A 23310-nucleotide genomic window follows, 5' to 3' on the forward strand; every position below is an offset into this window, starting at 1 on the left:
TTCAACATTTTTTGTTAAGCAATATAGTTCCATTTGTTGTATTTCTTATAACTCTTGGGATATATATATTTTGGAAAAAATGTCCATGGATTCTCGGTGTTTTTAGAAAAAAATAAGTAGTAATATGACAATTAACGATTGCAAAATAATAGAACTTCCTAAATTCTTGGATGTTAGGGGAAATCTCTCGTTTGCGGAGAATTTCTCACAAGTCCCATTTGAGATCAAGCGTACCTATTGGCTCTATGACGTTCCTGGAGGTATCGCTCGTGGTGGACATGCCGAAATCAACAACGAGGAGCTAATTATAGCTCTTTCAGGTGCTTTCGAAATTCTTGTAGATGATGGCAGAGAACAGAGGATCTTTGCGCTTAATCGCTCATACTATGGATTGTATATTCCTAAAGGTTTATGGCGTGAGATTAAGGAGTTTTCAACCAACGCATTTGCGCTGGAATTTGGTAGCATTCCATACGATATAAATGATTACATTCGTAATTATGATGCATTCTTAGCATATAGTAAGATACATATAGATGATAAGAGTAACCCTATTTCAATAAAAACTGCATATTCTCAAGAAACTCCAATTGTGCTTCATAATGTTTTTGACTGTACGATGGTGGAATTGGACCGTCATCATAGTGACCGAAGAGGCAATTTAACTGTAGTAGAAAATGGCAAAATTCTTCCATTTGATGTTAAGCGAATATACTACTTGTATGATGTACCTGGAGGAGAATCTCGTGGAGCACATGCTCATCGCAGACTGGAACAGTTGATTATTGCAGCTTCAGGTTCTTTCACAGTTACCCTTGATGACGGTAAATGCAAACGCACCTTCTTTCTCAATCGCCCATACCAAGGTCTCTATGTGAAGCCTGGAATGTGGCGTGACCTTGGCGATTTTTCTTCTGGATCTGTGTGTATGGTACTTGCTTCTGACGTTTATCAGGCGGAGGATTATATTCGTTCTTATGAAGATTTTTTAGATTTTAGGCATACCTATGAATAAAGTAGTAAAGAATACAGGTATCTTATATTTAAGAAGCTTAATAATTTTATTTATATCGCTTTATTCATCAAGACTCCTACTTTCAATCTTAGGTGTCGAAGATTTTGGCTTATATAATCTTGTGGGAGGTATTGTTGGAATGTTTGCATCTCTCAAGGTTTTGTTTGCTTTCGCTGTGCAAAGATTCTTGAGTTTTGAGAAAGGTGTGGGCGACATTGAAAAAGAACAAGATGTATTTAATGTAAGTTTGATTTTACACATTGGAATCGCTTTTGTTTTTGCTTTTGTTGTAGAATTATTTGGTTGTTGGGCAATTGGGAATAAGCTTAATATCCCTATGGAATCTTACTCTGCAGCCTATTTCATATTTCATGTATCTGTTATCACAGCAATAATATCAATAATAACAACTCCTTTTTCTGCTGCTGTAATTGCAAATGAAAAAATGGGTACATTTGCATGGATAACTTCATTTGACTCTGTTTTAAAGCTTATTATTGTTATTCTATTACCATATATTGAATATCGGTCTGTCAGGGTGTATGCTCTTTTATTTACACTCATAGAAACGTTGAATTTTGTATTTTATCTTTTATCATGTAGGAAGTTTCCAGAATGTGTTATAAAGAGAGTGCGTAATAATAGAAGGTTATTCAAAGAGATTGCAGTATTCGCAGGCTGGGATTTTATTGGAAATTCAGCTTGGGCATTAATTAACGAGGGTGTAAATCTCATACTAAATATTTTGGGTGGAGTTACAGTCAATGCTGCAAGAGGTGTTGCATATCAAGTAAAAAATGCCGTACTTCAATTAGTGAACAATGTTACGGTTGCTTCACGTCCTTATATAATCAAACAGGCTGCCTCAGAAAACAGAGAATCAACATACAATAGTATTTTTTTACTTGCAAGGGCTTTGTTTTTAATAATGGCTATAACGACAATGCCCATTATAACATATAGCGATACGATATTAGACATTTGGTTAGTTGAAACACCGGAATATGCTGTTACGTTCGTACAACTTGTTTTATTATGGAATGTTATCAGAACAATGAATACTCCAATTGATTTAGCATTTACAGCATTTGGAAAACTGAGAGTGTACCAAATATTCAATTCAATTGCACTTCTACTGAATCTTCCTCTCAGTTATTTTCTGTTAAAAAGTGGATGTCCTTATTATTTCGCAATGTTGTCCTTCTGCATTGTAGAGGTTATCGATATAATAGTCAATCTTATCGTGGCAAAGAACGTCATTGATATGTCTGCAAAAATATATACTACTAGGGTGTTGTTGCAAAATCTTTGGAATTCAATGCTCTTTTTCCTGCTTTTTATTTTATTTGCAAATTATCTTAAATCATCATCATTGATACATTCTTTGTTTTACATGATATTACAAATTTTGATAATGTGTCTACTGACATATTTTGTCATGTTATCAAGAAAAGAAAGAGAATATATAATACCAATAATCAATAGAATATTTAAGAAGAGATTATAATATGGCAAATATTCCATTCCTGTCCCTAAAGGATGTAACTGCTCTTCATGGAGCAGAGATAAATGAAGCGGTAATGCGAGTAGTTAACGGAGGGTGGTACCTCCAAGGTAAAGAGAATGAACAGTTTGAGAAGCATTATTCCGAATTTATCGGCTGCAAACATACTGTTGGTTGTGCTAACGGTCTTGATGCTCTCATCTGGATTTTCCGAGCTTATATCGAGATGGGCGTGATACAGCCTGGAGACGAGGTGATTGTGCCTGCAAATACATATATTGCCACTACACTTTCCATCACTGAGAACGGACTTGTTCCGGTCTGTATCGAACCGAAACCCAATACCCTTGAGATTGATGACGACCTTATTGAGGCTGCCATCACCCCTCGCACCAAGGCCATTGTTATTGTTCACCTTTATGGTCGCATAGCCTATACCGAAAAGATTGGAGAACTTTGTAAGAAGTACAACCTTAAACTTGTCGAGGATTGTGCCCAGAGCCACGGATGCAAGTTTACCGATGGTTGCGTAACTGGAAATATCGGAGATGTAGCCGGTCATTCGTTCTATCCGGGCAAGAACCTTGGTGCACTTGGTGACGGAGGAGCAGTTACAACCAACGATTCAAAACTTGCGGAAGTTATTCGTGCACTCACTAACTATGGTAGTCAGAAGAAATACGTCTTTAAATATGCAGGTCGCAATAGCCGCCTCGACGAGATTCAAGCTGCCGTTCTGGATGTGAAACTGAAGTATCTCGTTGAGGATAATGCAAAGCGTAAGTTGATTGCTCGCTACTACTACGAGCACATCAACAACCCACTAGTCACTCTTCCCGACCTCCTTCCCGACGAGCAGAATGTCTATCACCTCTTCCCAATTATCGTGAGCGGAAAAGAGAATCGTGATCGTCTGCACGACTATCTTGAAGAGAATGGAGTAGGAACAGTATGCCACTATCCGATAGCCCCTCACCAGCAAGAGTGCTATGCCAAAGAGGCGTGGAACACCCCACAACTTTCCCTCCCTATCACCGAGCGACTGGCTAACGAAGAACTCAGCCTCCCGATAGGACCGGCGATTACGATAGAGGACGTTACAAAAGTTGTTGAATTGATTAATGAATTCTAAGAAATGAAAGTATTGATTGTTGGAGAATTTAGTGCATTTGCGAAAAACCTTGCCACTGGAATAAATTCAATTCCAGGAAATGAAGCTATTGTTTTTTCGTATGAGGATGGCTTTAAAAAAATACAACAAGATGGGAAATCATATACTTATCCAAGACCATACAATTATAGGTTCTTTGGGTTAGAACTAAGAGGAACAAATAAAATCACTGGTCGCATATTGTATAAAAGATTTAAAAAAGACCTAGCAGAATTCGAACATTATTTTGATGCTGCCTTTATAATTAGTTATACACTCTTGAGAGAAAATTCAAATCAATCTGCACCTCTATTCTCGAAAGAGGATATACTATTCGCAGTTAAAGATCCATCTAAAATTTATTTATCCTCATGTGGTGGAGATATTGCTAATTTTAAATTTGCACTTCAAGATCGACGATTCAAAACAGTATATACAGATAGTTCTATTTTAGATAATCCCAAATATATTAAACTCGAAGAGATTGCATTAAGTTTAGTCTCGGGTGTTATTCCTATGTCATTCCAATACCATGAAGCATACAAGTTATTTGGTTCGCAGTTTAAATTAATGGATTCAATTCCGTTGCCTTTTGATTCCTGTACTGTAGAGAGAAAAAAGCAATATTTTAATAACGGGAAAATTGTTATTTTTAATGGAGGATTAAGACCGACAAAGGGTAATTTGTTTATAAACCAAGCGCTTGAGCGAATTCAGCAAAAGTATAATGACAGAATTATTATACGAAACGATAGAATGCCGTATAATCAATTCCTGTCATTTTTAAAAGAGATTGATTTATATATAGATCTTTGCACTGATTATGATTATGGAATGAGTGCTATTGCTGCTATGCTAGCTGGATGTGCAGTTATTAGTGGTAATGAACCCGAGACAAGACAAATGATTGGTAGGGATGATATTCCTGTAATATCGGGTCGTCCAGACACGGAATATATGTATCATATAATAGAAGATTTGATATTAAATCCCCTAAAAATTAAGGATATTGGTATCAAGTCTGCTCAATATGCAAGAGAAATTCACGAGTGTAGAAAAATTGCTTCTTCTTATCTCAACGCATTTAAATAAATATGAAAGTACTGGTATCTGGCGATTTCTGCCCCAAATATAGGGTTGAGAATGCTGTAAAAGAAAAGAGGTTCGGTGATCTCTTTGATGATGTGAGACCGATTATTGATTCTGTAAACTATAGCATAGTTAATTTTGAATTTCCAATTGTTCTGAACCAAAAGGATGCAAATCCAATACCCAAATGCGGTCCCAATCTTCAAGGAACTATTGAAGCAGTAGAAGCTGTAAAATATGCAGGTTTTGATTGTTGTACACTAGCAAATAACCATATTCTAGACCAAGGTGAGAAGTGCTGTCTTGATACGAAACAAGAGTTGGAGAGGGCAGGAATAGACACTGTCGGAGTAGGTTGTAATCTTGATAAAGCATCAAATATTTTGTATAAGAAGATTAATGAAGAAACTCTTGCCATAATCAACTGTTGTGAACATGAGTTTTCTATTGCAGCAGAGACCGCTGCTGGTGCAAATCCTCTCAATCCTATTCAGCAATTCTATAAAATTAAAGAGGCAAAATCAAAAGCGGATTATGTGCTTGTCATCGTTCACGGAGGTCACGAACATTATCAGCTGCCATCACCTCGTATGCAGGAAACCTATCGTTTCTTTATCGATGCTGGAGCCGATGCTATCATCAATCATCATCAGCATTGTTATAGCGGCTATGAGGTTTATAATACTAAACCAATATTTTATGGACTTGGAAATTTTTGTTTTGATAGTTTAAATGAAGACCATAGTATTTGGAACGAGGGGTATCTGGTTGAAGTAGAGTTTAAAAAAGACAATATCAGTTACATGATCCATCCATATATTCAATGCAACGAAAGTGTCGGAGTTAGTCTAATGAAGGAAAGGCAGTTTGATAATTTCCAGAAGTCAATAACAAAATTAAATAATGTAATTGCTAATAGCAAAAACTTAAAACAGGAATGGTTGTTTTGGATGCAAAACAATGATGGCGTTTTCAGAAATGTCATAGAGCCTTATTCTAATCGCATTACATGTAAATTGTTTCGACTTGGTTTATTACCATCCTTTGCAAAAAAGAAAAAATATAGGCTCATAAACTATTTGCAATGTGAATCACATTTGGATAGATTACTTAACCATATTATTAATTTATAAATATAATGTTAAATTATTTTCTACGAAATATAAAGAAAGTTTTAATTGATAGTCTCCCAGATAAACTTTACTTAATGATTATATTTAGGAGAAGAATGGGTTATTGGACAGATTTTAATAATCCAAAGTCTTTTTCTGAAAAGTTACAATGGTTGAAGCTTTATAATCGCAAACCTATCTACACTACTATGGTAGATAAGTATGCCGTTAAAGAGTACGTATCTGCCATTATTGGAGAAGAGTATATTATACCTACACTTGGTATTTGGAATAGCTTTGATGAGATTGACTTTGATAAACTGCCTAATCAATTTGTATTAAAATGTACCCACGATAGTGGAGGTCTTGTCATATGCAAAGACAAAAACAAGCTAGATAGGACTGCTGCAAATGTAAAGATTAGCAAATCTTTAAAAACAGACTATTATAAGGTGTGGCGCGAATGGCCTTATAAGAATGTTCCAAAAAAGATAATTGCTGAACAATACATGGAAGATTCTTCTACAAGTGAACTCTGCGACTATAAGTTTTTTTGCTTTGACGGAGAGGTAAAAGCTATGTATGTAGCTACAGATCGGCAACGAAGGAAAGAACCATATTTTGATTTCTTTGACGAGAACTATAACCATTTGCCATTTAAGCAAGGACATCCGAACTCACCAACACTTCCTTGTAAACCTGTTTGTTTTGAGAAAATGAAAGAGTTGGCAAAGAAACTGTCACAAGGGATAGTGCATGCACGAATTGATTTTTACGAAGTCGATGGGAAAGTATTTTTTGGAGAAATTACACTATTTCACTTTTCTGGCATTGTACCATTTGAACCTGCTGAGTGGGACTTAAAATTCGGGGAATATATTCGATTACAATAAAATAGATTAGATGAAAAAAGCTCTATTTGTCGCTACTGTTTATCGTTTCTTCAATTTTGAAAAGAGCGATATGCAAATTTTGAATAGTATGGGTTATGAAATCCATACAGCATCAAATATGAAAGGAGCGGATTGGCTTGTAGATGATGGTTATTTAGATTTTTTAATGCCGATAAAGCATCATATAGATTTTGGAAGATCTCCATTTTCAAAATCTACTATTCATGCCTACAAACAGTTAAAAAAGTTATTGAAAGAGAACCATTATGATATAATTCATTGTCATACACCTGTTGCATCTGCAATTGCAAGATTGGCAGCAATAGGAACTAGACGTGCAGGAACTAAAATTATTTACACTGACCATGGTTTTCATTTTCATAGGGCATCGAGTCTTATAAATTGGATATTATTCTATCCAATAGAATATATTATGGCATTTTTCACGGATATGATTATCACAATAAATAAAGAGGATTATGCTGTAATTCGGAGGTTTAATACCCCGAAAAAGAAATATATTCCTGGGGTTGGAGTTGATATAAAGAAAATTGCAGAAATCCCTTTTGACCGCACCTCTATTAGAAAAAAGTATAATATTCCTGATGACGGGTTCGTAATCCTTTCGGTTGGAGAGTTATCGGCTCGAAAAAATCAAGGAGTTATTATTAGGGCTTTAGCAAAATTGAATAATAAAAATATCTATTATATACTTTGTGGAACAGGACAAATGGAAACTATATACAAGGAGTTATCAAAAAAATTATCCCTTGTAGGTAGAGTGATTTTTGCTGGATTCCAACCACATGAGGAGGTTTTTAAAATAGCGCATTCTTCTGATATTGTGGCTTTGCCTTCACGGATAGAAGGATTAGGATTAGCTGGAATAGAGTCAATGGCTGCAGGTTTACCTGTAATTGCATCTGGAGTTCATGGAATTAAAGATTATGTAATTGATAATGAAACCGGTATTACTTGTCGTCCTACTTCAGTAGATGATTTTGCAAATGCTATAAACCTTCTATATACTAATTCGAATTTATACAAATCATGTAAAGAAAATGCAAAACAGAAAGCGTGGGAATTTGACATCAATAAAGTTAGAAAACTCATGACTGAATATTATAAAGAGATATAAGTATGGCTGATTTACTATTTTTTACTGATCGCTATCCGTATAATAATAGCGAAGCATTTATTGAAAATGAGATAACAATAATGGCACAGTATTTCGATAATATATATTGTTTGCCATGTGGTTTGATGGTTGAAACAAATTCTATTAGAGCTGTCCCTGACAACGTACATGTGTTGAAACCTTCATGTTCGGATAATATTTATCAAAATAAGCCTAGTCGGTTAAAAAAAAATGTATGGGCTATTAGGAATTTGGGAATATGGTTTATCCTATGTTTGTTTTATAAAGAGTTTTATATAGAAATATGGTATTTAGTCAGTAAAGTGGGTTTCACATTTCCACGCTTTCTTAGAATATTTAGGACTTTAGCACCTGCTATCAGAAATAAGTATCATTATGGGAAAATATTAAAGAATGAGGGAATTACTGATTATTATGCGTATTCATACTGGCTTGAACCATCTATTATGTTTGCCGATGATATGTTGCCTAATTCAACGTTGAAGAAAACATTTTGTAGATCACATCGATGGGATTTATATGTTGAAGAAAGTCCAATAAATTATCTTGCGTTCCAAAAACAAGTTGTATCTTATATGGATCAAGTATATGTAATCTCGAATGATGGAGTCAAATATCTCAAAAATCTTTACCCTGAATACGAATCAAAAATTCTATTGTCAAGGTTAGGAACGTTGGATTGGGGAGTTAATCCTGATAAGAGCAATGATTTCTTTAGAATTGTTTCTTGTTCAAATTTGATTCCTGTAAAACGAGTAGAACTAATAATAGACATGTTGGCTAATCTTTCAGAAAACTACACAAATATAGAGTGGATTCATTTTGGATCAGGTCAATATTATGAATACATCAGTCGTTATGCAGAGAAAAAACTTAAAAAAAATCATTTTGAATTCATGGGTATCGTTCCAAACTCTCAAATAATGGAGTATTATCAAAATAATCATGTTGATGTGTTTGTGAATGTAAGCAGTTCCGAAGGTATACCAGTGTCAATTATGGAAGCATGCTCTTGTGGTATACCAGTAATTGCAACCAATGTTGGTGGCACATCAGAGATCGTTCATGATAAGCAAAATGGGTATTTACTTGACAAAAATTTCAAACTTGATACATTTACGAATTGTATAGAAGATTTGATTCAGAATGAATATAAATTAAATGACATGAGAAAACAATCAAGGCAAATCTGGAAGAATTTGTTTTTTTGTGAAACTAACTATCATGAGTTTTATAACAGTGTTATTAAAGTGTAAGCATGAATATATTATTTGTTATTCCTAGCATGCATTGCGGTGGGGCAGAAAGGGTAATGTCAATTCTTTGTAATAGTTTCTCATCGAAAGGAGATAATGTATTCCTTTGTATTACAGAGGATGCTACAGATATAATGTATCCATTATCTGACAAGGTTCAGATAGTTAATCTTACTTGTTCTGGTTCTTCGTATGTTTATAAAATACCCCAATACATAAGAGGTATTTACGATATCGTTAAAAGAATTAAGGCTGATATAGTTGTATCTTTTATTACTAGAACTAATATTTATTCGGTATTGGCGTGTAAGGCTGCTGGTGTACCTGTTATTGTATCAGAGCGAAATAATCCTATGACCATACCGGCAAATCGTCATTTGAGGATTCTAAGAAACTATGTATATAGATATGCGGACGGCATAGTTTTTCAAACTAAGTACGCAAGAGATTATTACTGCGAAAAAATTAGAAGAAAGTCTACAATAATAAAGAATCCTTGTGAATACAGTGAAATCGTTGTCCCATATCAAAATAAAGAGGACATTATTGTATCTGCATGTAGGTTGGTTCCTCAGAAAAATGTTTCTCTGTTAATAGAAGCTTTCTCGTTAATTAAAGATAAAATACCCAGCTATAAACTTTATATATATGGTGATGGCTCACTAAAAAATGATATTGAACGACAGATAACAACAAATAATCTTCAAGATAGAGTAATTATGAAGGGGGTTGATTTTGATCTAATAACGAAAATGTCTAAGTGTAAAATTTTTGCCCTACCTTCAAATTTTGAGGGATTATCAAATTCTTTAGCTGAGGCATTGTGTACTGGTGCGGCTTGTATTGCAACGGATTCTCCGACATTTGGCAATCGTGAAATTATTATAGATGGGGAAAATGGAATTTTAACTCCGGTAGGGGATGTCAACCGTTTTGCAGATGGATTATTTAGACTTACTACTGATATGGCTTTTGCTAATAGTTTGTCAAAAGAAGCAATTAAGATAAGAAATAGCATTTCTGTATCAAAAATTACATCTGAATGGCAAATGTATATGCAGGAGATTATGAAATAATTGATTTTGATAATAATAGAAAATATTAATTACAAATGAAATTAATATCAAACATTAAAGTGTATATAAAAAGTAGGTTGTTTAGATTCTTTGGTCTAGGATGTGAAACCTCTGAAATGCTTAGAAAGCGTGGTGTTCAAGTTGGAGAAAGGCTTCAGAATTATGGCGTAATAGATAATGGACATGGCTATTTAATTCAAATTGGAGATGATGTGACAATTTCTGCAGCTCGAATATTAGCACACGATGGAAGCACCAAAATATGGACTGGATATAGTAAAATTGGACATGTAAAGATTGGAAATAGAGTATTTATTGGAGCTGGAGCAATTATATTGCCCAATGTCACAATCGGTGATGATGTAATTATTGGAGCAGGAAGTATCGTAAACAAAGATATTCCTTCTAATTCCGTTGTGGTTGGTTCTCCTATAAGAATTATTGGAAAAGTTTCTGATTATATAGAGAAGAACAGAAAAGAAATGACTCCAGATTTATGTTGGAACACATACTGGAAAAATAAATCGAAAGACGAAGAAAATGAAATACGATCAAAGCTTCTACAGGGAGGGGTAGGATTTGATGTATAAAACCTATTGTTATTTGTTTTTTTACAATAAGAGTCTATTGTATATGGATTTGCAACCATTTAGTATCGAATGAATAGATTATTTTTTTATACAAACATTAGAACTTGGGATTATACTTTAGGTATAACAAGAAAGGTATTTTCAGAGATCGAGTCGTTTAAGAAATTAGGGTATGATGTAACATACTCAGGCTATTTAGAGGATGGTGTTGCTATTTTTGATAGCAACCACAATATTATTAAGAGCCAAAAATTCTTTTTTAAGAATGGCACGATAAATCATTTTTTGCGAAGATCAATGGTTATGGACCTTTGTGTCGATTATTTAAAGACAATCTCCACATCATATTCTTTCTCTTATGCGAGGTATCATTTTTTTGATAACCATTATATTAAACTGCTCCGAACCCTAAAGGAGAAGTCTGCAAAGGTGATAATTGAAGCACACTCTACTCCAAAATTTCAATCAGGATTAAATAAATTTACTTATATCGCTTGGAAAGACAGAAATTGGAATAAGTATGCAAAAGAATATGTTAGTCTTGTAGCGTCTATGTCTGGTGATGATGTAATGTGGGGAATTCCAACTGTAAAAATTTCAAATGGAATTGATATTAATACCATAAGATTACATAACTACATTTCTAATCCTGATGATATTAATCTTATTGCTGTATCTTTTGAGGCACCTGTTCATGGTTATGATAGAGTAATAAAAGGAATGTATAATTACTACAAAAACGGAGGACAGAAAAATGTATATTTTCATTTGGTGGGCACAATTATGTATTCAACAAAAAAACTTATCGAAAAACTTGACCTAAGTGATAGATGCATAATATATGGACCGAAGTCTGGAGATGAGTTGGCCGCGATTTATGATAAGGCAAACATCGGAATAGGTTGTCTTGCTAACCATAGAATTGGTTCTACGTTTGGCTCGGCTCTCAAAACAAAAGAATATATTGCAAAAGGAATTCCTTTTGTTTATGGTTGGAGAGAAACCGTTTTGGAAAATTTTCAATATGCACTCAATGTTGAACTTTCTGAAGAACCATTAGACATGAATAGAGTTATTTCGTTCTATGAAAGTTTAAAAAAAGACTCATTAGCATTGAAAATAAGAAATCACCTTGACTATAAAGACACATGGGATTATCAAATTCAAACTGTAGTCAACGCTATTAATAATCAAGCAAATTAATTCAGTTGCATGGAAAGTTTCTCAAATGACGCTTTGACAATAAGATGTCGCTATAAAGGTTCTGATAGGATAGGTGTAATTTTTTATTCTATAATGGTTATTTTATGCGAATTGGCTATTTCCCATAGTGATAACACACTTTATTCGATGTGGCTAAGGAAATGCTATTTATACATTATGTTTGTAAGTTTAGTTGTTGTAATCGTTACGAAATTTTTGTACAAATCAGATGTTAATAAAAGCATATTGATAGTTCCAATAGTGTATTTTACAATTATAACAATACATACGAAAATGGGGATGTCTGGCAATCAAATATTTGATGCATTTTATTCTGGACTTAGATTAATTTTCTTTTTATTACTTACCTCAATGGGTAAAATAAAAGTTCTTGAGTTTTTTCGAACTTTTATGATTGTTACATCTGTACTCGGTATTATAAGTTTTGTTTCGTACATAGTTGGCATTCCTTTACCCCACAGAAGTGTTGTATATTATACTGATAGTATTTATGCTAATTATATAGATTATTACTTCAGTATTTTGTTTTCTGAATTTGGTGCGATTAGGTTATGTGGTCTATTTAATGAACCAGGAGCATTCGGAACCTTTCTTGCTTTGATGTTGTGTGTACAAGATTACAATTTAAGAAAGAAGGGCAATCTTATTATGTTTGTTGCAGGTTGTCTTTCCTTTTCTGTTGCCTTTTTCTGTATTACAGTTCTACATTATGTAATTAAGCACTATAAAAATGTAAAGCTATTTATTCCTGCTATAATTTTTATTTTATTCATTTTATTCGTATTACCTACTTTGAATATTGATAATCCGATTATTTCAGCTTTTACAACCCGTTTACAATTTGACAGTGGAAATTTTGTAGCTGACACCAGATCTTCAAATTTCATTGATAAAGAAATCATATCATTATTTAATAGTGGTAATTATTTATGGGGATACGGACGTGGATATCTCACATATATAGGATATGAAAGCGGAGCTTCTACATACAAAACAGTAATCTTAGATTACGGCATTTTAGGGTTCTTATTAATATTTGGATCGCTATTATTTTTTGCATATAAACAATGTAAAAGAAACCCTATATCAGTTAATCTTCTTATCTGTTTTGCTGCAAGTATATACCAGAGACCTAATGTATATTCTATTACTTATTTCCTCATACTATTTGGAGGCATTGAATATATAAATCATGTGGGCGGTCAAAAGTATCAAGCTAATACCAAACTTTTAATGCAATAGAAAACGATTATACTAACATTCCCATGAAGTATTTCAAAAAATAGATGAACTTTCTAATAAAATAACTTGGGATGTATGTTGAACTTCGATGCTTAGATTTTACGATGAACAATCTTTTCTGCGAACTCTTTCGTGTTTGTATTGGTTTGCGGTCACACTTGACTTGTGTTCCTTTTCTTGAAGAATGAAAGGAAATATATGCCTTAGACATTAAGCATGCGCTGAAGGTTGTGCTGTTTGATTACTTGAAAACTTTGCCAAAATTGAATGCTTGGAGAGGAGTGTGCTGTTTAATGGTTTACCGCCTCTGTCAATGTGAAGCAGGAGTGTCAAGGAACTTGGAGGTACAATGGAATAGGACGACTATAAGCATTCGCACCTTTTGTACAAAGGACTGACAATAGAAAATTATGTTTTCTTTACCGACTTCGACAATACGAAATGTGGTAAACTGACGGAGCCTTCTTAGCTAGCGAGATCTGCTCTAGGTATGAAGCTCGTATATAAAGAGTCCGGAGGTATATGTTTTTGATACTTATATTTGACTTATGATATAGCCATACATATGAAACAATGATGAAATATATAAAATGGTTATGTACAAGAATTTCTTTAAGCGGTTGATTGACTTCACCCTTGCGTTTATAGTGCTATTGGTCATTTGGCCGATTATAATGATTATTGCAATTTGGTTGCACTTTGCCAACAATGGGGCTGGGTCGTTCTTCTTTCAAGAACGACCGGGACTTCATAGTAAGATATTCAAGGTGATTAAGTTCAAGACAATGACGGACGAGCGGGATGCAGAGGGAAAATTGCTGCCTGATTCAGAACGACTTACTCCTGTAGGGCGCTTTGTCCGCTCCACATCGATTGACGAGTTGCCTCAGTTGATTAATGTGTTAAAGGGGGATATGGCGTTGATAGGGCCGAGACCTCTTTTGGTTCAATACTTGCCCCTTTATTCTAAAGAGCAGGCTCGTCGGCATGAAGTTCGTCCCGGGATTACGGGGTGGGCTCAATGTAACGGTCGTAACGCAATCTCGTGGACGGAGAAATTCAACCTAGATGTTTGGTATGTGGATCATTGTTCTTTTTGGCTGGATTTGAAAATTGTTTTGATAACGATAAAAAAAGTGTTCATTCGTGAAGGGATCTCCTCGGGAACGAGCGTGACGATGGAGGCATTCACTGGAAATAATTAAAATATCATGTATCTGTACGGAGCAAGTGGTCATGCGATGGTGATCATGGATATATTGAAAGCGTCGGGAGTCGTTCTTGACGGTTTGGTAGATGATAACGAGTCCCTGTCGGAATTACAAGGGATACCTGTTTTGCACGGGAACACGGGAGTTTCTCCCGTGATCGTGAGTATAGGGGATAATGCGACCCGTTGCTGGGTGGCGGGTAAGTTGTCGGGACCTTTTGGTAAAGCGATACATCCGTCTGCTATCATTTCTTCAATCGCAACAGTCGGGGAAGGAACCGTGGTGATGCAGGGGGCGGTTATACAAGCGGGAGCGAGAGTCGGGAGGCATTGTATCGTGAACACGGGTGCCTCGATCGATCACGAGTGTGTGCTGGAGGATTACGTTCACGTCTCTCCTCGTGCCACGTTGTGCAGTAACGTGCACGTGGGAGAGGGAAGTTGGATTGGGGCGGGAGCTACCATCATTCCCGGGGTAAAAATCGGTCGCTGGAGCGTGGTTGGTGCGGGATTCGTGGTAACCCATGACATTCCGGATGGCGTGGTGGCCATCGGGAATCAATGCGTGGTCGTCGGTGATGATAATAAACAAAAATTAACAAACGAGAATAAAATAGATCTTGCCGTGTACGGTGCCGGGGGATTCGGGAGAGAGGTTCTATCCATGGTCGAGAATTTGAACGAGAGCTGCGGCTTGTTCAACCCGGTCGGTTTCTTCGATGACGGGTTAAGCCGAGGATGCGTGGTGAACGGGCACGAAGTACTCGGGGGAATGGAAGAGTTGAACGCTTACCCGGGAAATTTAGCCTTGATCGTAGCGGTGGGCAGTCCCGCCGTGAAGAGAAAAATCGTGGAGAGGATAGATAACCCCCGCGTGTTTTTCCCGTCGGTTTTAGATCAAACCGCACTCGTGGGAGATGTTACTCGGGTGTCCATCGGCAAGGGATGTATCATTTGTGGGGGCACGATGATCACGACGAACGTGACAATCGGGAATTTCGTGATATTGAACCTTGGATGCACAGTGGGGCATGACACGGTTATTGGGGATTACTCGTCTTTCATGCCTTCCGTGAATATATCAGGAGAGGTGAATATCGGGGAATCGGTTTACGCTGGCACGGGGGCCAAGATTATCAATCGTCTGGAAATTGGAGCGGGAACCGTAGTCGGGGCTGGGGCGGTAGTGGCGAAGTCTTTACCTGCACGTTGTACGGCTGTAGGGGTTCCCGCCAAGCCCATAAAGTTTTTTTTTGAAATAGAGTAAACACACAATTTAAAAATATCGAGAATGTCTAAAGCTTTTTTATCACATAGCAGCAAAGATAAAGAACTTGTAAGGAGGATAGCCACGGAGTTAGGCGATCAATGTATTTTAGATGAAATATCTTTTGAACCAGGGAGGAAAACTTTGGATGAAATTTTTCGAACGATGGCAGAATCAGATATCTTCGTGTTGTTTATTTCGGGTAATTCCTTGGATTCACCTTGGGTGAAACAAGAAATTACTCGTTCAGAGAAACTTTCGAGTGAGAAATTGACGCATGTTTTACCCCTGGTAATTGATCCTACTATTTCTCACGAGGACAAGCGGATACCAGATTGGTTGGCAAAACCTTATAACCTCAGGTATATCTCGAATGTTAAGATTATATTGCAAAAAATAGAGAATGCGCTTAGAAAAATAAATGTGTTAAAATTTCCCCGGAATCAAGAGTTGATGAATTTATTCGTGGGTAGGAACGATGAGATAGCCCGTTTTGAATTTGATATAAATAATTTAGACAACTGGATGCCAACATATGTCGTTGCATATAATTATTTTGCAGGAATCGGGCGGCGAACCTTCTTGATGAATGCTTTGAAAAAAGTGAACTTGTTAGATGTTCTTCACCGACCCACGTTTATCTCCATAGACGCGAAGGAAAGTGTCGAGAATTTTATTTATAAATTGAATTCCATACACCAGGAAGATGATATTTGGCACGTTGATCTATCGCGAGAAACCATAGAGAGAAAAGTTTCGATAGCAATAGATTTGGTGAAAGAGTTTTATAAGGTCAAGGAGATTATTTTTATTGTAGATGACGGGGGAATCGTGTTGCCGAATCACGATATCGTGGATTGGTTTAAACAGATTGTTGCCGACGAGTATTTTCACAATCGATTAGTATTTTGTGTGGTTTCACAAAATCGTCCTAATGAACAAACGCTTCGAGAGGAACACTTGGCACTTTGGTATAGGATTCCAGAATTGACGAAAGAGGAGTCAAAGAGTTTGTTTATCAGGTTGCTAAACGTTTATCATGTAGAGAATTTGTCCAAGGAGTATAAACAGTATTTTTTGGATAAATTAGGAGGGATACCCTCGCAGATCAATTATGCAGTGCAGTTAATCAAAGATAATCCGGTAGAGGCTAAAATTCATGCGAATGATATTGTTGAATTCTCGGATCGGTTTTGTCATTTATTGCTTGATAACGTGAAAAAAAATGATCTTGCGTATCAAGTTTCTCTATTGCTTTCGAAAGAAGAAATTATAAGTTTGACCTTAATTTATAGAATTTTTGGGGAAACGAAAGAGACAAACGAGGCATTGCAATTTTTGTATGATTTCTCGTGTTTTAATTACTTACAAGGTGATTGCGAATTTGTCAAGTTGAACCCCACAATGGCAGATTTCATGAGGCGTTCGCGTCTGGAGTTGTGTGGAAAATACCGGACGAAATACAAGAATGTACTTCGTCAGTTGCTTGAAGAAAACTTGGATGAGCTTTTGGAAAAAGATTATTCTCAATTCATGTTAACCATTCAACAGATGCTTCAAGAAAAGAAAAGGATCCCGGATAAATATTTTATGCCCTCTCTTATTATTAAAAACGTGATAAGAGAATATGATAGAGGGCATTATTCTTACGTCATTACATTATGCACGGATCTTTTGAAAAATTCAAATTATGACGAGCAGATTTTGTGGGAAACCAGGTATCGCTTAACATTAGCGTACGCACGCACAAGAGATAGTCGTTTTCTTGAAAGTGTAAAATCTTTTTGGCCTACTAATAAATTTGATTATAATTTTTTGATGGGTTTTTATTATCGACATAATAAAGATGCTTCTAAAGCCTTGGAATATTATGATAAAGCTTTAGAAATATCCCCTGATAATTCTAGGACGAAAAGAGAAAAGGTGAATGTTTTGCTTTCCCTGGAGCGTTATGAAGACGCGTTGGAAATGGCTAGAGAAAATTATGAACACAGGCGGGGCAATATTTTTCATACTCAATCTTATTTTATTGCGCTGATCCGGAAACAGGGAATAATTCTAGAAAAAGAAAAAACGATATTACGAACGTTAATGGAAGAGGTTCACCAGAGTGATGATTCTAAAGCGATAGATATCTATCGTTGTATGAAAGGTGAATATATGTATTATGTTGATCACGATACAATAAATGCTATCAAGCAACTTCGAGATGCTATGAAAGAGAATGAAAATTCAGTATATCCTATAAAATCATTGATGATAATCTATAAACGCACGGGGCAGTTCGCTGCTTTCGAGGAATTAAGAGATAAACTTTCTAACATGGATGATAATTGATAGATTGGTATGTAACTAAAACGGGAGGAAAAATGAGACGTTCAAGTATAGTGGCACGGATCAAAAAGGTTTTGAAGTATGTGGTTCCGGGATTGACGGTAATTCTTTACGGGAGTGAAGCTCGTGGAGAAGCACGGGCTGAAAGCGATATCGATTTGTTGTTATTATTGGACAAGGACGTTGTCACGTTGGCGGATAAGATGGCGTTAACAGCTCCCTTGTACGAGTTGGAACTCCAGACCGGGATTCAAATTAATCCTTTTATTTTGTCTGTTTGCGAGTGGGGCAAACAGGTAACCCCGTTTTACGAGAACGTGATGAAAGACGCTATCGTGTTATGACCCTGGAGCAACGTCATAGCGTGGTGCGATACCGGAGTTCAGCCAAGGAACTTTTGCCCGAGATCAAAAATTATATGTACCCGCTAGTGTACAGGTTTATTGAATTGATTGATACTTATATAAGTTGCGAGTAAGTTTTTTTGTAAATCGACAACAAGTTTTTTTAATCATAGAATTTATGGACAAACGAATTTATCTTTGCCTTGCTCACATGAGCGGTGAGGAGCAGAAGTATATACAAGAGGCATTTGACACGAACTGGGTGGTGCCTTTAGGACCGAACGTGAACGGTTTCGAGGAAGATATCAAGCGATTTGTTGGAGAGAACAAGGAGGTGGTGGCGTTGTCGGCGGGTACGGCAGCGGTACATTTGGCGTTGTTGGCTTGTGGAGTGGGGAGGGGTGACGAGGTGATCGTGCAGTCGTTCACGTTTTGCGCTTCGGCTCACCCGGTGACTTACCTGGGGGCGACGCCGGTGTTCGTGGACTCGGAGGCGGATAGCTGGAACATGGACCCGGGGTTGCTGGAGGAGGCGATCCGGGACCGGGTAGCCAAGACGGGGCGTAAGCCGAAAGCGATTATCCCGGTGGCGCTTTACGGGATGCCGTACGATTGCGAGCGAATACAGGAGATCGCTGCACGTTATGAAATCCCTGTGATAGAGGATGCTGCGGAGGGGTTCGGCTCGAGGTATGACGGTCGGGTGCTGGGGACGTTCGGTCGCTACGGGGTGTTGTCGTTCAACGGGAACAAGATGATCACGACGAGTGGCGGCGGTGCGTTGATTTGCCCGGACGAGGCGGCGAAGCGGGAGGTGATGTTTTACGCGACGCAGGGACGGGAGGCTTATCCTTATTACCAGCACGAGAAGATCGGTTACAATTACCGGATGTCGAATATCTGTGCCGGTATTGGGCGGGGTCAGATGACGGTGGTGGAGGATCACGTGGCGCATCACAAGCACGTTCAAGCGCTGTACCGGGAGTTGCTGAAGGAGGTGGAGGGGGTGACGCTTCACGAGAACCCGTCGTCACGTTATGACAGCAATTTTTGGCTTTGCACGGTGACGCTGGACCCGGGCTTGCATGTCAAGGGAGAGGAGCACGCTTATGAAGAAGCGGTGCAAGGTGCTGTCGGAGGGGCGGCGGGAGTGACCCGTGCGGTCTCGGGGTTACACACGGCTCACGAGCCGAACCGGAACGTGGAGGCGACGCGGTTGGCGTTGGACCGGGCGGGGGTAGAGAGTCGCCCGTTGTGGAAACCGATGCACTTGCAACCGGTGTACCGGGACAACCCGTGTTTCGTGAACGGGGTGAGCGAGGGGTTGTTCAAGACGGGGCTTTGTTTGCCCAGTGGTCCGCGGGTGACGGACGAGGACGTGCGGTATATCGTTGAACAAATCAAGAGAAACTTGTAAATTTATGATTCACGATTGGGCGATTTACGATTGAGGTGTGTTTCGACACACCTCTTTTTTGTTTTTGGGGTATTGTTTCCCTGTACATGAAAAGGTCATTTCGCGAGATATAAAATTGGAAAGTTATGAAAGAATTGAATGATCAATCGCAACGTCTCGTGGGAGATTGTTTTTTTGTACGCCAGGGAGAACGTATGGAGAGGTGTTTTTACTCGGAAATCTTGTACGTGGAGGCATCGGGTTGTTATTGTTATATTTACCGTCGGGATAAGCCCCGGATATTAATTTCTTATTCTCTTTTTATGGTGGAACTTCGCTTGCCGAAAAGTATGTTCCGGCGGGTTCATCGAAGTTATATCGTGAATCTTCGGGCGGTGGATGGTTTCATCGGGAAGACGATTTGCATTAATAGAAAAATAATCCCTATCAGCAAGCCTTACCGGGAAGAGGTGTTCGGGTGCTTTGTTATTTGGGATTTGAAAACGAGGGAAGAGGAATAGTTAATTATTAATCGTTCTTGTGAGATGACCTATAATTGCTGAAGTTGCGTTTTATCCGGGAAGACTTAGGACTGGAGGAGAGGGTGAAAACGACGGAACTCAACTTGGAATAATTATAAATATTTAATTTTGAATAGAGAGGAAGCGAAATAGTTGATCTTCTGGAAAAAAGTTCGTACCTTTGTGAGGTAGTTGTATTTAATGTCATTTGTTATGGGGAATCCAAGGAAAAATAATAAGTCGAAAAAGGAGATACAGGAAATACTGGAGAAGCGTTTCAGTTATTTGCCCAAGGATGAACGTAATAAACTTATCTGTGGGAAAGAATTCGTGAAAGTTCCCCGTCAAGAGTTGGAACGTCTGCGCGTGAACGTGTATCCTTACTTGATGTGATGGATTTGCATTATTACCCGTATCGTTTCGTGCAGAAGGTTGTTGAAAATAGTGATACAGCACGTTCTTTCTTGAAATACAAGTTACTTTACACGTTCAAATCTCCTAAATCACACCAATGGTATTGGGTGTGGGTAGAGGTGTATGAGCGGGATTTTTATGCGGTGAAATTTCATTTGAAGGCTCACAGAAATAGCGAGAAGAAGTATAATTTGCTGACGGGACTGAATGAAGCAAGACCCGTTATAAATACTTGTGTGGCTATCATGCGTGAAATAGGAATGAACAACGAGCGAGCGTCATTTGGTTTTATTGGAGCGAACATGGATTGTGAATCGACTTACATGACCAAACGTTTTCGTGTATATAGTACCATGATGGCAACTTATTTTGATGAAAATGTCTTCGAGCATTACGTGATGATGGATAAAAGTGCCTATATTCTTGTAAGGAAAAGCGTGTTAAATTTATGCCCAACTCTTCCAGAGGAATTAACCAGGGATTTTAATCAACTGTACGATTATTTCGATTAGCATTTGCATTGATAGAAAAATAATCCCGGTGTCAGCAATGCGCCTATGGCAGATTCAATATATCTGCCCCATAATTTAGGATTTTCAATCATTTCGGAAAAGTCGTCATCTACATAGACGTTACGGAGTGCATTATTGTGTACCTGAAATTTAGGGGCGGAATGTTCAACTTGTTCGTGTAAAATGTTCAGTCCGACTCAAAGGTATGTAATTTGTTTTAATTGAACAAGTTTCATTCAGATAATTTTTCCGGTCATTCATATAATAAACCGGTTCACTCAGATAATTTAGTTGGTAAAGGGGTGGGGCGAGATGTATATTGGGGATACAATTAAAAATTACAAAAGATTATGGGAGTATTACAGAACGTGATTAGAGAGATCGGGGATATCGTGAATCGGTTGTCGGTGTCCTCGAGAGAAAAGCAGAAGATACAGGAAGAGATACAATCTCTGGTGTATCGTTACAATAGCGAGTTGGTACGTGAACAGTCGGCGGCAGTGGGCGAAGAGACGCGGGGAAACTGGTTGCAACGGTCGTGGCGCCCGATCGTGATGCTGGTACTCGCCTTGTTGGTGGTGCTGGGCGTGTTCACGGGGTCACCCATGTTGTCGGACAGTTCCCGCTTTTGGGATTTGCTGGAGATCGGGGTAGGCGGCTACGTGATCGGGAGAAGCGGGGAGACGATCACCGGCAACCTGTTGACCCGAAGACGGAAGTAAAAAAGGTGTTTTATTTTAAATTTTAGCGTGTTATGGAAATTGTAGACCATTTATTGTTTGGAGATAACGTGAAGTATTTGCAGTGTTGCAAATGTAACGTGAAGTTATCCCGATTGGACACGATCGTGCTGCATGGCACGGGAGGTGCAAGTGCCGTTTCGTCCGCCCTTTATTTGAGCAGGCCGGACACGGGAGTATCGGCTCACGTGGTGGTTGGCCGGGACGGGGAGATATTTCAGTTGCTGCCTTTTGACGTGAAAGCGTGGCACGCGGGGAAGAGTTATCATGCCGGCAGGGTAAACCTGAATGATTGTTCCATCGGCATAGAGTTGGATAATGCCGGGGAGTTACAACGGGTGGGCGACAGGTTTTACTCGTGTTTCGGGAGGGAATATTCTCCCAACCAGGTGTACACGACCGAAGTGGAAGGGAGAGCGAGGTACTGGCATTTGTTTACCGAAGGGCAGTTCAAGATTTTGGAAGAGGTTTGCAAGTTGCTGCAAGAAAGGTACAAAATCAAATACCTGGTGAGGCACTCGGATATCACTTCACGGAAGGTGGATCCGGGACCCGCATTTCCCTTCGAGGAGTTGAAGAAGAGTTTGAAATTTAATTAACCGGAAAGGAGGTCGATATGGCTCGTTGTTATTCTAGAATATTTAATCGTTTTTCAGGACGGATCGGGAAGGTTATTTACTACCAGGTGGGGGATAATCTTTACGCGAGGAGAGCCCCGGGAGAGGTGAAGGATTGTCGTTCGGAGCTGCAATTGTATTACCGGGAGAGAATGCGGGGCACGGTTACTTTTTATGGGGTTGTCTGGCAGACGTTGTTGGCGCTCGTGTGGCAGGCGGTGGGGCGGAGAAAGAAACGTTCGGCGTATAATCTTTTCGTGCAGGCCAATATCCGGGCGTTTAACGGGACGTCGTTGCTGTATGATCTGGTGCGTTTCAGTTCGGGAAGTTTGGGATTACCCCATGATTTTCGAGCGTACCGGGAGGGGGATAAGGTTCGCTTGACGTGGGAGAATGAAGAGATGCAGAGCGATGAACGGAAGGAAGATGAATTGTGGTGCGTGGTGATGATGGAGGATAAGAATTTCCGGATTGCCGGACCGGAAGAAACCGGGGCTGTACGGGCGGATAAAGCCGCCGTGATAGAACTCGCGAGCGAAGAGAGGGAAACGGTACATTTGTATTGTTTTTTCGGGGCGGCGGGAAGAGATGATTTTTCAGAGAATTTGCATTTTACGTTATGAGTATATGTTTAACCTTTAAAAT

At 38.3% G+C, this 23310-nt stretch carries 22 protein-coding genes and 2 pseudogenes; all 24 read left to right on the plus strand.

Annotated features, from left to right (window positions below):
- The first annotated feature begins 124 nt into the window (after positions 1–124).
- The 24 genes and pseudogenes from BN8899_RS21380 (at position 125) to BN8899_RS16735 (ending at position 23288) form a co-directional block, all read left to right on the plus strand.
- On the plus strand, positions 125–1015 hold the full coding sequence (locus BN8899_RS21380) for a sugar 3,4-ketoisomerase (protein ID WP_082987107.1): 891 nt from the start codon (positions 125–127) through the stop codon (positions 1013–1015).
- A complete protein-coding gene (locus tag BN8899_RS16630; protein ID WP_065220238.1) occupies positions 1008–2522 on the plus strand; it encodes a lipopolysaccharide biosynthesis protein in 1515 nt (504 codons plus the stop codon). The genes BN8899_RS21380 and BN8899_RS16630 overlap by 8 nt, the downstream gene beginning before the upstream one ends.
- Position 2523: 1 nt before the next feature.
- A complete protein-coding gene (locus BN8899_RS16635) occupies positions 2524–3651 on the plus strand; it encodes a DegT/DnrJ/EryC1/StrS family aminotransferase (protein ID WP_065220239.1) in 1128 nt (375 codons plus the stop codon).
- 3 nt (positions 3652–3654) lie between these two features.
- Complete coding sequence (locus BN8899_RS16640; protein ID WP_065220240.1) at positions 3655–4761, plus strand: glycosyltransferase family protein; 1107 nt, start codon at positions 3655–3657, stop codon at positions 4759–4761.
- A gap of 2 nt (positions 4762–4763) precedes the next feature.
- Positions 4764–5891: a CapA family protein gene (locus tag BN8899_RS16645; protein ID WP_065220241.1), complete on the plus strand. Its 1128-nt coding sequence runs from the start codon at positions 4764–4766 to the stop codon at positions 5889–5891.
- Between the two features lie 5 nt (positions 5892–5896).
- Positions 5897–6763, plus strand: coding sequence for an ATP-grasp fold amidoligase family protein (locus BN8899_RS16650; RefSeq protein ID WP_065220242.1), 867 nt, complete (start codon positions 5897–5899; stop codon positions 6761–6763).
- Between the two features lie 10 nt (positions 6764–6773).
- Positions 6774–7901 (plus strand): glycosyltransferase, encoded by a 1128-nt coding sequence (locus BN8899_RS16655; protein ID WP_065220243.1) that lies wholly within the window; start codon positions 6774–6776, stop codon positions 7899–7901.
- Between the two features lie 2 nt (positions 7902–7903).
- The gene (locus BN8899_RS16660) at positions 7904–9178 is read left to right on the plus strand and encodes a glycosyltransferase (protein ID WP_065220244.1); all 1275 of its coding nucleotides are present in this window, start codon (positions 7904–7906) and stop codon (positions 9176–9178) included.
- A 2-nt stretch (positions 9179–9180) separates the two neighbouring features.
- Positions 9181–10254 (plus strand): glycosyltransferase family 4 protein, encoded by a 1074-nt coding sequence (locus tag BN8899_RS16665; RefSeq protein WP_065220245.1) that lies wholly within the window; start codon positions 9181–9183, stop codon positions 10252–10254.
- Between the two features lie 35 nt (positions 10255–10289).
- Positions 10290–10844 carry an acyltransferase gene (locus tag BN8899_RS16670; RefSeq protein WP_065220246.1) on the plus strand — a complete coding sequence of 185 codons (555 nt, stop codon included), beginning with the start codon at positions 10290–10292 and terminating at the stop codon, positions 10842–10844.
- 69 nt (positions 10845–10913) lie between these two features.
- Positions 10914–12047 (plus strand): glycosyltransferase family protein, encoded by a 1134-nt coding sequence (locus BN8899_RS16675; protein WP_065220247.1) that lies wholly within the window; start codon positions 10914–10916, stop codon positions 12045–12047.
- 9 nt (positions 12048–12056) lie between these two features.
- Entirely contained in the window at positions 12057–13310 is a 1254-nt protein-coding gene (locus tag BN8899_RS16680) for a hypothetical protein (RefSeq protein WP_148375502.1), read from the plus strand.
- A 596-nt stretch (positions 13311–13906) separates the two neighbouring features.
- Complete coding sequence (locus BN8899_RS16685; protein WP_065220249.1) at positions 13907–14515, plus strand: sugar transferase; 609 nt, start codon at positions 13907–13909, stop codon at positions 14513–14515.
- 6 nt (positions 14516–14521) lie between these two features.
- Positions 14522–15094 (plus strand): annotated as a pseudogene (locus BN8899_RS21240) (acetyltransferase); the annotation flags it as partial.
- A gap of 57 nt (positions 15095–15151) precedes the next feature.
- Positions 15152–15787: pseudogene (locus BN8899_RS21245) on the plus strand (acetyltransferase); the annotation flags it as partial.
- Positions 15788–15811: 24 nt separating this feature from the next.
- Entirely contained in the window at positions 15812–18124 is a 2313-nt protein-coding gene (locus BN8899_RS16695) for a toll/interleukin-1 receptor domain-containing protein (RefSeq protein ID WP_065220250.1), read from the plus strand.
- A gap of 32 nt (positions 18125–18156) precedes the next feature.
- On the plus strand, positions 18157–18465 hold the full coding sequence (locus BN8899_RS16700) for a nucleotidyltransferase domain-containing protein (RefSeq protein ID WP_065220251.1): 309 nt from the start codon (positions 18157–18159) through the stop codon (positions 18463–18465).
- Positions 18466–18643: 178 nt separating this feature from the next.
- A complete protein-coding gene (locus BN8899_RS16705; protein ID WP_065220252.1) occupies positions 18644–19882 on the plus strand; it encodes a DegT/DnrJ/EryC1/StrS family aminotransferase in 1239 nt (412 codons plus the stop codon).
- Positions 19883–20007: 125 nt separating this feature from the next.
- Positions 20008–20382, plus strand: a complete 375-nt coding sequence (locus tag BN8899_RS16710) for a LytR/AlgR family response regulator transcription factor (protein ID WP_065220253.1) — start codon at positions 20008–20010, stop codon at positions 20380–20382.
- A 213-nt stretch (positions 20383–20595) separates the two neighbouring features.
- Positions 20596–20775 (plus strand): hypothetical protein, encoded by a 180-nt coding sequence (locus BN8899_RS16715; RefSeq protein WP_065220789.1) that lies wholly within the window; start codon positions 20596–20598, stop codon positions 20773–20775.
- Positions 20775–21308, plus strand: coding sequence for a hypothetical protein (locus BN8899_RS16720; RefSeq protein ID WP_065220254.1), 534 nt, complete (start codon positions 20775–20777; stop codon positions 21306–21308). The genes BN8899_RS16715 and BN8899_RS16720 overlap by 1 nt, the downstream gene beginning before the upstream one ends.
- Positions 21309–21658: 350 nt before the next feature.
- Positions 21659–22030: a 3TM-type holin gene (locus BN8899_RS16725; RefSeq protein ID WP_065220255.1), complete on the plus strand. Its 372-nt coding sequence runs from the start codon at positions 21659–21661 to the stop codon at positions 22028–22030.
- A 32-nt stretch (positions 22031–22062) separates the two neighbouring features.
- Positions 22063–22647, plus strand: a complete 585-nt coding sequence (locus BN8899_RS16730; RefSeq protein WP_065220256.1) for an N-acetylmuramoyl-L-alanine amidase — start codon at positions 22063–22065, stop codon at positions 22645–22647.
- Between the two features lie 17 nt (positions 22648–22664).
- A complete protein-coding gene (locus BN8899_RS16735) occupies positions 22665–23288 on the plus strand; it encodes a DUF6266 family protein (RefSeq protein ID WP_065220257.1) in 624 nt (207 codons plus the stop codon).
- Positions 23289–23310 lie beyond the last annotated feature (22 nt).

The organism is Butyricimonas sp. Marseille-P2440 (assembly GCF_900091675.1).
In the GTDB taxonomy this organism is placed as follows: Bacteria; Bacteroidota; Bacteroidia; order Bacteroidales; family Marinifilaceae; genus Butyricimonas; species Butyricimonas synergistica.